The sequence below is a fragment of the Pseudoalteromonas espejiana DSM 9414 genome, assembly GCF_002221525.1.
Classification (GTDB): Bacteria; Pseudomonadota; Gammaproteobacteria; order Enterobacterales; family Alteromonadaceae; genus Pseudoalteromonas; species Pseudoalteromonas espejiana.
The window spans coordinates 3,339,137-3,354,127 of the sequence record NZ_CP011028.1 but is presented as its reverse complement, the minus strand read 5'-3'; the positions used below and the strand labels follow the sequence as shown (position 1 = coordinate 3,354,127).

10 protein-coding genes are annotated in these 14,991 nt (G+C 39.4%); 7 read left to right on the top strand and 3 right to left on the bottom strand.

Annotated elements, in window-relative coordinates:
* On the top strand, positions 1 to 3,123 hold the full coding sequence (locus PESP_RS15210; protein WP_089348788.1) for an efflux RND transporter permease subunit: 3,123 nt from the start codon (positions 1 to 3) through the stop codon (positions 3,121 to 3,123).
* A gap of 179 nt (positions 3,124 to 3,302) precedes the next feature.
* Positions 3,303 to 3,758, top strand: a complete 456-nt coding sequence (locus PESP_RS15205) for a hypothetical protein (RefSeq protein ID WP_089348787.1) — start codon at positions 3,303 to 3,305, stop codon at positions 3,756 to 3,758.
* A gap of 36 nt (positions 3,759 to 3,794) precedes the next feature.
* On the opposite strand, the gene ppx is transcribed toward PESP_RS15205, so the two are convergent.
* From ppx to PESP_RS15190, 3 genes are all read right to left on the bottom strand, one after another.
* Positions 3,795 to 5,282 carry an exopolyphosphatase gene (gene ppx / locus PESP_RS15200; RefSeq protein WP_089348786.1) on the bottom strand — a complete coding sequence of 496 codons (1,488 nt, stop codon included), beginning with the start codon at positions 5,280 to 5,282 and terminating at the stop codon, positions 3,795 to 3,797.
* The gene (ppk1, locus tag PESP_RS15195) at positions 5,275 to 7,362 is read right to left on the bottom strand and encodes a polyphosphate kinase 1 (RefSeq protein ID WP_089348785.1); all 2,088 of its coding nucleotides are present in this window, start codon (positions 7,360 to 7,362) and stop codon (positions 5,275 to 5,277) included. Before ppk1 ends, ppx begins: the two co-directional genes overlap by 8 nt.
* A 175-nt stretch (positions 7,363 to 7,537) precedes the next feature.
* Positions 7,538 to 8,044: a glycine cleavage system transcriptional repressor gene (locus PESP_RS15190; protein WP_089348784.1), complete on the bottom strand. Its 507-nt coding sequence runs from the start codon at positions 8,042 to 8,044 to the stop codon at positions 7,538 to 7,540.
* A gap of 604 nt (positions 8,045 to 8,648) precedes the next feature.
* Between PESP_RS15190 and PESP_RS15185 the strand changes: the two genes are divergently transcribed.
* The 5 genes from PESP_RS15185 (at position 8,649) to PESP_RS15165 (ending at position 14,977) form a co-directional block, all read left to right on the top strand.
* Positions 8,649 to 10,883: an ABC transporter permease subunit gene (locus PESP_RS15185; protein ID WP_089348783.1), complete on the top strand. Its 2,235-nt coding sequence runs from the start codon at positions 8,649 to 8,651 to the stop codon at positions 10,881 to 10,883.
* Between the two features lie 15 nt (positions 10,884 to 10,898).
* Positions 10,899 to 12,548, top strand: coding sequence for a phosphate ABC transporter permease PstA (gene pstA / locus PESP_RS15180; protein WP_089348782.1), 1,650 nt, complete (start codon positions 10,899 to 10,901; stop codon positions 12,546 to 12,548).
* A 26-nt stretch (positions 12,549 to 12,574) separates the two neighbouring features.
* Positions 12,575 to 13,402, top strand: a complete 828-nt coding sequence (pstB, locus tag PESP_RS15175; RefSeq protein WP_089348781.1) for a phosphate ABC transporter ATP-binding protein PstB — start codon at positions 12,575 to 12,577, stop codon at positions 13,400 to 13,402.
* A gap of 45 nt (positions 13,403 to 13,447) precedes the next feature.
* On the top strand, positions 13,448 to 14,149 hold the full coding sequence (gene phoU / locus PESP_RS15170; protein WP_089348780.1) for a phosphate signaling complex protein PhoU: 702 nt from the start codon (positions 13,448 to 13,450) through the stop codon (positions 14,147 to 14,149).
* Positions 14,150 to 14,299: 150 nt separating this feature from the next.
* Positions 14,300 to 14,977, top strand: a complete 678-nt coding sequence (locus PESP_RS15165) for a TIGR00153 family protein (RefSeq protein WP_089348779.1) — start codon at positions 14,300 to 14,302, stop codon at positions 14,975 to 14,977.
* The last annotated feature ends 14 nt before the right edge of the window (positions 14,978 to 14,991 follow it).

The window sequence follows — 14,991 nt, the reverse complement described above, 5'->3', positions numbered from 1 at the left end:
ATGATAGCCGCTATTATTCGCTGGTCTGTAGTTAATCGGTTTTTTGTATTGTTACTGAGTGCCATAGTTTGTGGTGCGGGTATTTACAGTGTAAAGCATACCCCAGTTGATGCACTGCCCGATTTATCTGACGTGCAAGTTATTGTAAAAACATCATACCCTGGGCAAGCACCGCAAGTGGTGCAAGACCAAGTGACCTTCCCACTTACCTCTGCAATGCTTTCGGTACCTGGGGCAAAAACAGTACGTGGATTCTCGTTTTTTGGTGATTCTTATGTGTATATTATTTTTGATGAAAAAACCGATCTTTACTGGGCGCGCAGCCGAGTACAAGAATATTTAAGCCAAGTAGCCAACCGATTACCAAGTAACGCTACAGCAGAGTTAGGTCCAGATGCAACAGGCGTTGGCTGGGTATATTTATATGCACTCGTTGATAAAAAAAATCAGCTAAATATAAGCCAGCTACGCAGCTTGCAAGATTGGTTTTTAAAGTTTGAATTACAAAGTGTAGAAGGTGTATCTGAGGTAGCTGCAGTAGGCGGCATGGTTAAGCAATATCAAGTTGTTGTAGATCCAAATAAGTTACGTGCTTATGGCATTCCACTTAGTTTAATTCAAACCGCGATTAGCCAAGGCAACCAAGAAACCGGTGCGTCGGTAATCGAAATGGCTGAAGCTGAGTACATGGTTACCAGTACAGGCTATATAAAAGGTGTTGCCGATTTAGAAGCGATTCCGTTAGGTGTTAACTCAAGCGGAAGTGCATTACAGCTACGCGATGTGGCAGATATACGTACTGGCCCAAAAATGCGCAGAGGTATTGCCGAGCTTAATGGCGAAGGAGAAGTGGCCGGTGGCATCGTGGTTATGCGTTACGGCGAAAACGCACAGCAAACTATAGCGCGCGTAAAAGCAAAGCTTAAGCTATTAAAGCAAGGGTTGCCAAAGGGCGTTGAAATAATCCCTGTGTACGACCGCTCAAACTTAATAACAAATGCCGTTGATAACCTCAGCAGTAAATTACTCGAAGAGCTAATTATTGTGGCTTTGGTGTGTGTGGTGTTTTTGTTTCATGTGCGCTCATCGCTGGTGGCTATTATTACGTTGCCAATGGGCATATTAATTGCGTTTATAGTGATGTATTGGCAAGGCGTTAATGCAAATATTATGTCGTTAGGGGGGATTGCAATTGCCATTGGTGCTATGACCGACGGCGCAATTGTAATGATAGAAAATATGCATAAGCATATGGAAAAAACGCCTCTTACTCATCATAACCGTTGGCAAGTAGTGGCTAAATCGGCAAGCGAAGTTGGGCCAGCATTATTTTTTAGCTTACTTATTATTACTGTTAGTTTTATGCCAGTATTTATTTTAGAAGCGCAAGAAGGGCGTATGTTTTCGCCACTTGCGTACACTAAAACTTATGCAATGGCAGCCGCTGCCGGTTTAGCAATCACCTTAGTGCCCGTACTAATGGGGTATTTTATTCGTGGCAAAGTGATACCTGAGCACAAAAACCCAGTTAACCGGATTTTAGTTGCAGGCTACAAGCCACTATTAAATACAGTGCTTAAATTTCCTAAAAGTACGTTGGCTATAGCCTTTATTACCACTGTGATTGGCTTTTATCCGGTAAATAAAATGGGCAGCGAGTTTATTCCTTTACTCGATGAAGGCGATTTGATGTATATGCCTACAACTTACCCTGGGCTTTCAATCGGTGAAGCACGAAAAATTTTACAGCAAACCGATAAGCTCATAGCCACAGTACCCGAAGTTAAAACTGTATTTGGCAAAATTGGCCGCGCCGAAACGGCCACCGATCCGGCACCATTAACCATGATTGAAACCTTTATACAGTTTAAACCGCAATCTGAATGGCGCGCAGGCATGACCAAGCAAAAGCTTAAACAGGAGCTTGATAACCTAGTGAAGTTTCCTGGGCTTACTAACGCCTGGGTTATGCCAATAAAAACGCGTATTGATATGCTCGCAACGGGAATTAAAACACCTGTGGGTATTAAGGTTGCTGGGCCTAATTTGAATGAAATTCAAAAAATTGGACAGCAAATAGAGCAATTATTAAAAAATGTGCCCGGGACAGCATCGGTTTATTCTGAGCGAGTGGCCGCAGGGCGCTATATTAAGCTTGATATAAACCGCGAAAAAGCGGCTCGTTACAACTTAAATATTGCCGACATTCAGCAAGTGGTTGCCACCGCAATAGGCGGCACTAATGTAACCGAAACCATTGAAGGCCAAGCACGTTATCCGGTAAACATGCGCTACCCGCAAAGTTTTAGAGACTCTCCTGAAGCGCTAAAACTATTGCCAATTATTACGCCTATGGGGCAGCACATTGCACTTGCTGATGTAGCTAATGTGTTTATTGAAGATGGCCCAGCAGGAATTAAAAGCGAAAATGCGCGGCTCAATGGTTGGAGTTTAATAGATATTAAAGGCAGTGATATTGGCAGCTATGTTGCACGTGCACAGCAAGTGCTTACTGATAATTTGCAATTACCCGCTGGGTATTCAATTACATGGGCGGGTCAATATGAATACATGCAACGCGCAAAAGATAAGTTAACATATGTTATACCACTTACCTTAGCGATTATTGTTGTGCTGCTTTATCTTAATTTTAAAAGTGTTGCTGAGGTATTCATTATTTTAGCCACGTTACCACTGGCAATGATTGGTGGAATTTGGCTAATGTATATTGAAGGCTTTAACTTTTCGGTGGCTGTAGGGGTTGGTTTTATTGCCTTAGCGGGTGTAGCTGTGGAAATTGGCGTTATTATGTTGGTGTATTTAAATCAGGCCTATACGCAGCAGCGAGAGCTTAGTGCGCAAACAGGTGAGCCATTTACGGTGTTACTACTACATAAAGCCATAGTGCAGGGCGCTGGGCTTAGAGTACGCCCAGTGATGATGACAGTGGCCACCATTATTATTGGCTTGCTGCCTGTTTTGTATGGCAGCGGTACTGGTAGCGAAATTATGAGCCGTATAGCAGCGCCTATGGTGGGTGGCATGATCAGTGCAATTATACTTACTTTATTGGTAATACCTGCGGTGTATTTACTGTGGAAAAAGCAGCATATTATTAAATAAAAACACAGGGCAATGCGCTTTACATTGCTCTATAAAAATTACCCGTATTTTGTAACTTGTACCAAATAATTCTACTTAGGGTTTATTTTTATATTTTAATGCATTGTTTTTTATTGATTTTATATTGGCATGCTTTACGCAACGTTAAGTGCATACAGTCAACTTAGTAAGGAATGCACATGCAAGTTAAAACAATTAAAGAAGTGTACGATTGGACCGTTTTATTTCACACACAAATGGCGGCAAATTTTCACAGCGTTAAAGAGTTACTTGACGAACGTAACGCTATGCTAGTGGGCTACTACTTAGATTATGAGAAAAAGCTGGCTGAAGATTTAGTGGGCTTTAAAGCAATAACAGAAATTAATACGTTAGATACGTATAGCTACGAATACTTTGCTGACAACCCAGACCTTATTACATTTAAAGATATTAGTAAGGACCAAGAGTTTGATGAAAAAGTAATTCAAAACTATTTAACCGAGCAGCATAAAAAAGTTATTGAGTTATACGAATATTTACTTGAGCGCGCAGAGACAGAAAATGGTAAAGAAAAGCTTGAGCAAATATTAGAACTCGAAAACCAAGGCATTAAACAAATGATGCAAAGCTCTAACCGCCACATGGATATGTAGCTATAAAAGCAGGGTGCATAACGCCCTGCTTTTTATTTAAGAGCATTCAAGCGCTATTCCTACCTTTTTTAAATAGCGTTGCTCTAGCGCTAAATCTGCTTGGAGCAAGGTATGCTCTTGAAGGTAGTTATCGCAAAAATTTATAAATACCCCCAAGTTGCTGGCATTTATTTTCATATCTGGCTTTAGGCTAACTTGCCGCTTTTGATTAAACAAAATTGCTAAACGCAGAATAACAATTAATTTAAGTACATGCTTTTGTGAAATAGTTAAAAATTCAGGGAGTTCATCTAGCTTAATTTTTTTACGGTAAAAGCGAATTAGCGAACTTAAAATTAACTGCTCTTGCTGTGTAAAGCCAGGTAATTGGCTATTAGCAACAATGTAAGCGCTGTGCTTATTAATACCTGAAGAGTTTATAGATAAACCAATTTCGTGTAGCTTTGCGGCCCAAGTAAGCAGGGCAACATCATCGTTATTATCTAAGTGCCACACATTTTTTAGCTGCTTGTATAACCAAATAGCGGTATCGGCTACACGCTCGCCATGGGCTTTATCTGCTGTGTAGCGCTCACTTAAATTATTAATTGTATTTGAGCGTATGTCTTTGTCGGCAAGCTTTTGTTGCATTTCGTGTAGTAAGCCCTCACGCAATGAAAAATCACCGTATGTAAGTTCTTTAATGGCAAACTCAGTAAATATAGCAATTAAAATAGCCAAACCACCGCACATACTTTGTTGGCGCTCAGGTGTAAGCCCTTCAATATTTAAATTATCTATTTTTTTGGTACTTATAAATTGCTGCTTTAATTCGAGTAAATCATTAAAGGTGATCGTTGGTTGGTGCGGCTTTTTGGCACTAATCATCGCTAATATTGATTTAATTGTGCCTGAGGTGCCAATAACAGTTTGCCAGTTTTCGCTAACATAATTGGCAAAAATAGCTTCAATTTCTTGCTCGGCTCTTATTTGCGCTTTATTAAAGCGTTTAGCGGTTATGTTCCCATCATTAAAAAACTGCTTCGTAAAGCTAACACATCCCATATTACGGCTAGATAAAAGCTTATGCTTAAAATGCTTACCTATTATAAGCTCGGTGCTGCCTCCGCCAATATCGATTACTAAGCGGTTTTCTTCATTATGAACATAATGCGCTACACCTTGGTATATAAGCCGTGCTTCTTCTTGCCCCGCTATTACATCAATATGAAAAGGAAACACTCTACTTGCTTGCGCTAAAAACGCGTTAATGTTTTTAGCGCGCCTAAAAGTGTAGGTAGCTGCTACTTTTACATTACTGGCCGGAAAGTCTTGCAGGGTTTTAGCAAATTGCTTTAGTACAATTAAAGCTCGGTCAATTGCCTCTTGGCTTAAGCGAAACTTATCATCTAAGCCATCGGCTAAATACACGCGCTGTTTTTCTTTATGAAGAATTTGCAAAGTACCATTTACTTCTCGTGCAACCACTAAGTGAAAGCTATTTGAGCCTAAATCGACAGCAGCAATAGAGGGATGATCATTCATTATTATAATTGTGTTCCCATTTTTTTAGGTGATCGTAAATAGCAATTTGTGAGCGTATTTTTTTGCGGTTACCTCGCCTTACGTACGCATTTTTTTGCTCGCTATCTATAATGCGTGCTTTAGTGCGGTCTTTAAATTGTAGCTCTAATATATCAATTATGAGTTGTTTTAATTTGGTGTCTAAAATTGGCACACCTACTTCAACGCGGTGATCTAGGTTTCGTGTCATCCAATCGGCAGAAGAAATATATACTTTTTCATCACCGTTATTGCCAAACACCATCACCCGAGGATGCTCTAAGAAGCGATCGACAATACTAATCACTTTAATATTGTCGCTAAATTTAGCAACGCCTGGAATGAGCGAGCACATACCCCGTACTATAATTCTAATTTTAACGCCCATGCGCCCAGCAAGATAAAGCCTATCTACTAGCTCTTTATCGACCAGGTTATTTATTTTTACGGTAATTTTACCTGGCTTGGCGTTTTCTACGTGTTTAATTTCGTTATCAATTAATGCAAGAAGTGTTTCGCGAGCATTAATAGGCGAGAGCATTAAATAGTCAAATTTAAATGGTTTATAGCTGCTTTCTATAAACCTAAATACACTATCACTTTCTTCACAAATGCCGGTGTGCTTTGTAAACAGGCTAAAGTCAGTATAAATTTTTGCTGTTTTTTCATGAAAGTTACCAGTACCAATATGCGCGTATTTAACTATATGGCCTTTTTCTTTACGGTGTACTACACACAACTTGCTGTGTACCTTTAATGCCGGAATGCCAAAAATAACTTTAATACCTGCGCTACTTAGCAGTTTTGCCCATTCAATATTATTTTGCTCATCAAAGCGGGCTTTAAGCTCTACCATAACCGTGACCAGCTTGCCGTTTTTAGCCGCATTAATTAAAGACGATATGAGCCGTGATTTACTCGCTACACGGTAAATGTTTACTTTAATTTGCGTAACCTTTGGATCAAACGCTGCTTGGCGTACATATTCAAGTACATGGTTAAACGTATGGTACGGGTAGTAAAGAAGAATGTCTTGCTCGGTAATAGCATCAAATACACTGGCGTGTTTATTAAATGCGCTACTTTGTAATGCAGGTAAAGGTTTGTTTTCTAAATATTGGCGGCCTACATTAGGAAATGCAATAAAGTCTCTAAAGTTACGATACCGTCCGCCAGGAATAAGCGCATCATGGTGTGTTACACCAAGGCGCTTTTTCATTACTTTTAGCATTTCTTCAGGCATGGCCCCGTCATAAACAAGGCGTACAGGCTCAGCATAAATACGCTGCTTTAAGCCCTTTGACATTTTATCAAGCAGGCCTTCTTCTAGTTCATCATCTAGATTGTACTGTGCGTCTCGCGTTAACTTTATTGCATAACCTTCAATGCTTTTAAACGAAAAAAAGCTACTAAATACATCATTTAAAAAATAAGAGATAACATCATCAAGCATCACAATGGTTTTATGGCGGCGTGTTTTTTCTGGTGGTAGGTTTATAAACCGCTCAACTCTATCCGTAGGTACTTCAAGCATGGCGTAATGGCTTTTTTCGTCACTCATTTCTACAAATAGATAGGTCATGGTGTCGTTGATGTAATCTGAGTAATCTTTATTTTCGTTAAGTAAAATAGGGGAAGTGTGTTGTAGCACATGGTCATGAAAGTATTTTTTTAACCAATTTAAATGAAATTTACTTAGTTCATCAGGGCGACTAACGTGGATGTTGTGGTTGTTTAGGTCATTTAAAACAAGTTGATGTATTTGGTTAAACTTTTTTCCAAGTTGTAGAACTTTTTTTTGTATTTCAGCTAGGAGTATTTCATCTTCTTCAAAATTAGCATCAGGGAGCTTATTTAGTAAAATTCTGCGCTTTACATCTGCTACACGTACCCTAAAAAATTCATCTAAATTGTTAGAAAAAATACCTAAAAAGCGCATCCGTTCAATAATTGGGTTATTTTTGTCTTTTGCTTCTTGTAACACGCGTTCACTAAACGAGAGCCAGCTTAGCTCTTTAGCAAAGTATTCTGTTGCGTGAGATTGCTCTATATGGGCATTCATATTCTAGTCCGTTATTAGGATATGCTTAGGTAAGTCGGGGTTAATACATTTAATTTTTAGAGGCTCGCCAAAGGCAAGCCATCAAGCGTTTGAACTATTTCTTTAGGTAAAAAATATAATGTTTTTTGATGACATAAAAATGACATCCGTGTCATTTTTATTACAAATTCAAAGTTTAAGCTTCTTCAATATCAACAATTAAGTCACTAGTAATCGACTCTAGTGCATCAATTACTTCTTCTTTATTCATACCTGTTGGTAATGTAACTGTCGCAACTGCGCTAAAAATAGGCACTCCCCAATTAGGTGCACTTTGTTGCCTTGAGTTTAAATGCGTAATGTTGGCGCCCTTATGACGAATTACGCTCGCCAGCTCTTGCACAATGCCTGGACGGTCATTTCCTGTTATCACAAAATTAATTTGCTCTTTAGCGCTCGGTTCTATTTCTGTATTGCCTGTTTCGATACGTACATCGAGTTTAGGTAGTGCATTTAACGCATTTTGTAATGATTGAAAATGCTCTTCTGCCACTTCAATTTGGATAATACCAGCAAAATGACCCAGTAAATGGCTTAAATTACTGCTTAGCCAGTTACCGTTATTTTGCAAGATAACAGATGAAATGTTTTCTACTAAACCGGGGCGGTCTTGCCCTAAAATGGTAATAACCAACTGCTTCATAAATAACTCTCTCTAAGCCTGAAAATTTAAATGCGTAGGCATTAATCGCTCTTTGTTTAAGTATAGTGGGTATTTTGTAACTATAAAAACTAATTGTTTATTATTAGTTATTTCTACTGGTGCGGCTGTTTTTTGATCGTTTCCTTTAGTTGTTTTTATTAATTGCACATGCAATGAGTATTGTCTTCGTTAATTTATTTGTCCAATAAAAGGCTTGATTAGTTCAAATTAGCTAATGAATTTGCACTAAAAGTTTACATGACTTTATATCCATTTGTATTATTTTAGGTGAATTATGAGCTTAAAATCATTAAATGCGCTTAATTTTTCTTTTTTAGCTTCAATAAGGCTCAGTCAAAACGTTAAGTAAGTATATTTAGCTCGTTATGACAAATTGGGGCTTTAGTGATCTTATCAATGCATAAATAGATGCTTTTAAACTGTCTCATTTATGCGTTTAAACAAATTTAATTCATTGAGTCACCTCACTTTAGAAAAACGGACTGAGTTTTTAGCTTTTGAACGGGTATTTATTACATCTGTAACATTACTGTCATCTTGATGAAATATAATTTATAGAACGTTAGAATTTAAGGGTGTTTTGATGACTTCCAATCCGAATAAACCGACTTTTAATACGGATCGAAGCCGTCTATTTAAGGATCGGTTTGCCCAGTTTGGCATAACCGCAGGCGGAGTAATGGTATTAATAGCATTGTTATTAATATTCTTTTACCTTCTTTATGTAGTACAACCAATTTTTGAATCAGCAAAAGTAGAAAAACGTAATAGTTTTAATGTTGCTAATGCTGAGCAAATTGTGGGCTTAGGTGTAGAAGAGCAAACAGAAGTTGCTTTTTTACTTAGTCAGCAAGGAACAGTTGATTTTTATAGTGTTCAGGATGGTAGTTTTGGTAAAAAACTTAAAACGTTAAATGCCGAGTTACCAAGTGATACATCAAGCTTTGCAAACAGTGCACCGTTTCAGGGGCATTATGCATTTGGCTTAGAAAATGGCACCGTGGTGCTGGTTGCACCTAAGTTTTTAGTTACCTTTCCTAACAACGAAAGAAAACTAACACCGCGTCTAGATTACCCATTAGGTAAAATGGCACTCGAAGTTGATGACCAAGGCGCAGCAATTAAGCGTTTTGCGTTTAGCCACTACGAAGATAAAACAGCCGTTGTAGCCCTTACCGAAGATAAGCGCGTTTTATTTAGCAGCTTTGTTGCTGAAGAAAACATGTTTACCGGTGAAGTTGAATGGGTTGTCGAGCGTACCGAGCTAAATATTGAAGGCCGTGTTGATGAGCTATTAATTTCGCCAGACACCACCCGTACTTTTGTTCGCTCGGCTAATCAAATTTATGTTTACGACACGCGCTACCCAAGTGAAGTTGAGCAAATTCAACTGCTTTCAGCGAATGAAGAAAATGCTAACTTAGTATCAGCGCAACTATTAGCGGGTGCTAATTCGCTTATGCTTGCTAACGATAACGGTGAAGTATCGCAGTGGTTTGAAGTTAACACTGACGATGGCCGTGAGTATCAAAAAATTCGCTCGTTTGAGACAGCAAAACAAAGCAAGCTGAATATTTTTACTGAGTTTTACCGTCGTACATTCTTTACTACAAGCAGCAATGGTGAGCTAGGTGTTTATTACACCACAAGCGAGGCAAAACTTTGGCAGGGTAAAGTAAGCGAAGGTGAAATTAAAAACTTTGCAATTGCGCCGCGCTCAAATGCAGCACTCATTTTAGCTGATAACAACCTAACCGTTTTAGAAATTCATAACGAACACCCTGAAGTGACGTGGTCTGCACTTTGGCAAGAAGTGTGGTACGAAGGTTACCCAGAGCCTGGTTACATTTGGCAATCTACGTCGGCCAGTGATGACTTTGAATCTAAATTTTCATTGGTTCCAATTTCGTTTGGTACGTTAAAAGCAGCGCTTTACGCCATGTTATTTGCGGTACCTATTGCGCTTTCTGCCGCTATTTACACCGCTTACTTTATGTCGAGCGAGCTGCGTAAAGTTGTTAAGCCAACCGTAGAAATTATGGAAGCATTACCAACCGTAATATTAGGCTTTTTAGCAGGTCTTTGGTTGGCGCCACTTATTGAAGAACACTTACCAGCTATTGTTGGTTTACTCGTGCTGCTACCGTTAGGTGTGCTAGCAACAGCGCTGGGTTGGACAAAACTTCCGGCAAGTATTCGTCATAAAATTCCTGAAGGGTCTCATTCAATCTTATTGATTCCGGTTGTGCTATTAATTGGCTGGTTCTCGTTTGCGATGAGCGAAACAGTAGAGCTTTGGATGTTTGATGGCAATGTTCGTCAGTATTTAACTAATGAATTAGGTATGACGTTTGACCAACGTAACTCGTTAGTTGTTGGTATTGCGATGGGCTTTGCGGTTATTCCTACTATTTTCTCAATTGCAGAAGATGCCGTATTTAGTGTTCCTAAGCACTTATCAAATGGCTCACTTGCATTAGGTGCCACGCAGTGGCAAACATTAGTACGCGTTGTACTTTTAACAGCAAGCCCAGGTATTTTCTCTGCGGTTATGATGGGACTTGGCCGTGCAGTAGGCGAAACCATGATTGTATTAATGGCAACGGGTAATACCCCAATTATGGATTGGAGTATTTTCCAAGGCATGCGAACGCTTGCAGCAAACATTGCAGTAGAAATGCCAGAGTCGGAAGTAGGCAGCTCGCACTATAGAATCTTATTCTTAGCAGCATTTGTATTATTCATATTCACCTTTATTTTTAACACAGTGGCTGAGTTTGTTCGTCAGCAGCTGCGTGAAAAATACAGCTCAATGTAAGTGGAGAGACACGACATGGTAAAGCAGTGGTTTAAGTCTGGTTCTCCCTGGATTTGGATGACAGGTGGTGCAGTGAGCATCAGCTTAATCTCAGTTCTAGGTTTATTAGCAATGATAGCTTGGAAAGGATTAAGCTTTTTCTGGGCATCGGAAGTAGTTCAATTTGAGCTTGAAGGGTCTATTTCAAAACAAACTATTATTGGTGAAGTTTATGACCGTGAGCTAGTGCCTACAGCACGTTTAGCCGCGACAGGCATAGATGTTTCTGACTTTAATAAAGAAGAAGTTGAGCGTTTACTTATTAAAACGGGTAACCGTGAATACGTAGACCTAGATTTTCGTTGGATACTTGAAACCGATATTAAAACGCAAACAACGCCGGCTACATTGGCTGTATTTGAGCGTAGTAAAAACGGTAACTTTTACGGTTACATTGAAGGCGTAATTAAAGACGGCGAGCCAGTCACTGGTAATAAAATAGAAACCTTGTATGAGCTAGTCGAGCGTGCGGTTGACTTAAACGATGAAGCGCTAGACTTACAAAATGGCGATATTGGTCATATTAACTACGAGCTTGAGCGTTTACGCTTACAAGAAAAAGCGTACTTACTTGATGATGAGCTAACTGATGAACGTGTTGCTGAGCTTGCAAATGCACGTGCCCAGTTACGTAGTGAATACGCAGTACTTGAAAAAGAGCTATTTGCTTTGCGCAAGCAAGCGAAGCGCGACCAAGTATTAGTTAAAGACATGCGCGGTGAAGTGGTAACAATTCCACTTTATCAGGTACTTGATTTTTGGTTACCGAATGACATGGGCTTTTTCTCAAAGCTAGGTCATTACTTTGTGCAGCTTGGTAAGTTTATTTCAGACGACCCACGTGAAGCAAACACCGAAGGCGGCGTATTCCCAGCTATATTTGGTACTGTATTTATGGTTATGTTAATGGCGGTTATTGTGACTCCATTTGGCGTAGTAGCCGCAATATACTTACATGAGTACGCAGCTAAAAACGCAGTAACTAAAATGATTCGTATAGCGGTAATTAACCTTGCTGGTGTACCGTCTATTGTATACGGTGTATTTGGCTTAGGCTTTTTTGTATACATGCTAGGTGGAAGCCTTGACCAATTATTTTACCCAGAAGCTGCGCCAACGCCAGTATTTGGTACGCCGGGTGTTATGTGGTCTGCGCTTACATTAGCTATTCTTACATTACCGGTGGTTATTGTATCAACCGAGGAAGGTTTATCGCGTATTCCTAGTACAGTGCGTGATGGTTCATTAGCGCTTGGTGCAACCAAGGTTGAAACCTTATGGCGTATTATTATTCCTATGGCAAGCCCAGCAATTATGACAGGTTTAATACTTGCTGTTGCTCGTGCGGCCGGTGAAGTTGCGCCGTTAATGCTTGTAGGTGTTGTAAAAATGGCCCCTACGTTACCACTTGATGGCAACTTCCCTTATTTTCACTTAGATAGAAAGTTTATGCACTTAGGCTTTCATATTTATGATGTGGGCTTTCAAAGCCCTAATGTTGAAGCGGCACGCCCGCTGGTATACGCAACGGCCTTCTTATTAGTGTCGGTGATTATTACCCTCAACATAACAGCGATAGGCATACGTAACCATTTACGTGAAAAATTCAGATCGCTTGAACACTAATTAGTAAAGAATTATAGGTAACAAACATGATTACAGTCGCTCCACAAGTAAACCAAGCCAACAAAAGCTTGAAGTTAGACTTAGAAAACTTAACTGATGACCAAAAAGCGTTAGAGATTAAGGACCTTGATCTTTACTATGGTGAAAAGCAAGCATTAAGTAACGTTAATATGAACATCCCAAAAGGCCAGGTAACGGCGTTTATCGGTCCATCGGGTTGTGGTAAATCAACGCTATTGCGTTGTATTAACCGCATGAACGATTTAGTTGATGTGTGTCGTATTGAAGGTGAAATCTTGCTTCACGGGCAAAACATTTACGATAAAAGTGTAGATGTAGCCGCGCTTCGTCGTAACGTGGGTATGGTGTTTCAGCGTCCCAACCCATTTCCCAAATCAATTTATGAAAATGTGGTTTATGGCCTACGCTTACAAGGTATTAAAGAAAAGCGTAAGTTAGACGAAGTAGTAGAGCAATCACTTCGTGGTGCTGCGCTTTGGGATGAAGTAAAAGACAGATTGCACGATAGTGCATTTGGCTTATCTGGTGGTCAGCAACAACGTTTAGTTATTGCCCGTTCAATTGCGATTGAACCTGAAGTACTATTACTTGATGAACCAACATCGGCACTTGACCCAATTTCTACTTTGGTTATTGAAGAGCTAATTAACGATTTAAAGAACAAATTTACCGTAGTAATTGTTACGCACAACATGCAACAAGCAGCGCGTGTATCTGATCAAACGGCCTTTATGTACATGGGTGAGTTGATTGAATACTCAGACACAAATACCTTATTTACAACGCCAAGCAAAAAGAAAACGGAAGACTACATTACAGGCCGTTACGGCTAGTCGTATACGTTTTAGTGTTGTAAACGAATTTAAGAGAAGGTAATTATGGAACATAATATAAATAAGCATATTTCTGGGCGCTTTAACCAAGAGCTAGAAAATGTTCGTAACCATGTACTTAGCATGGGTGGCTTAGTTGAGCAGCAGCTAAGCAGTGCACTTGATGCAGTAAGCCGTAACGATGCTGAACTAGCACAAAAAGTACGTCAGAACGATTACAAAGTTAATGCAATGGAAGTGAGCATTGATGATGAATGTACGCGCATTATTGCGCGTCGTCAGCCTGCGGCAAGTGATTTACGCTTGGTAGTGGCCATTGCAAAAACGATTGCAGATTTAGAGCGCATTGGCGATGAAGCAGAGCGCATTGCTAAAGTAGCTTTGGATTCATTTACTAAAGATCAGCAAGATTTATTAGTGAATATTGAAAACATGGGTCGCCAAGTTTTAAAAATGCTACATGACGTACTTGATGCATTTGCGCGTATGGATGTGCAACGCGCTTTTGAAGTACATAAAGAAGATGCAAAAGTTGACCGTGAATATGAAGCAATCACACGTCAAATTATGACTTACATGATGGAAGATCCACGCTCAATTCCTAAAATTATGGATTTAGTGTGGTCTGTACGCTCATTAGAGCGTATTGGCGACCGTTGCCAGAATATCGCTGAATACATCATTTATTTTGTTAACGGCAAAGATATTCGTCATACATCTCAAGAAGATATAGAAAAATCGCTATAAGATTTTACCTATCATTCTTTTTTACTAAAGCGGCTGAGTGCCGCTTTATGCATTGTAAGCCACGGTGAAATAATAAAAAGCGTTCACAATCGTGGTTAATACTGTAAAATTAATGCTGCAAAGCATATCAATTTGATTAAAGGGTCAGTTATGCCTACAAACGCGTTTCTAGGAGTATTTGCAAAATCTCCTATCAAACCAATGGAAGAACACATCAATAAAGTGCATCAAGCTAGTAAAGCCTTGATACCTTTTTTTAATCACGTATTTAAAGAAGAGTGGCAGCAAGCTGAAGAGCTACGCATAACCATTCGTAATTTAGAGCGTGAAGCTGATGATATGAAAAGAGATATACGCTTACAACTACCGCGTGGTTTATTCATGCCGGTAGAGCGTACAGATCTGCTCGAATTAGTAACTCAACAAGATAAAATTGCTAATAAAGCAAAAGATATTGCAGGACGAGTGATTGGTCGTGAAATGACCATTCCTAAAGTAATGCAAACAGACTTTTTAGCTTATTTAACTCGCTGTGTAGATGCAACTAAACAAGCATCTAAAGCAATTAATGAGCTAGAAGAATTGCTAGAAACGGGCTTTAAAGGTCGCGAAGTGACTTTAGTAGAAAAAATGCTCGTAGAATTGGATGCCATAGAACAAGACACGGATGATATGCAAATAAAGGTACGCCGCCAACTACGTGATGTAGAAAGTGAGCTAAACCCAATTGATGTTATGTTTTTATATAAAATCATTGAATGGGTTGGTGAACTTGCAGATATTGCAGAGCGCGTAGGATCACGTCTTGAGCTGATGCTAGCTCGTTAATTTAAAATCAGTTC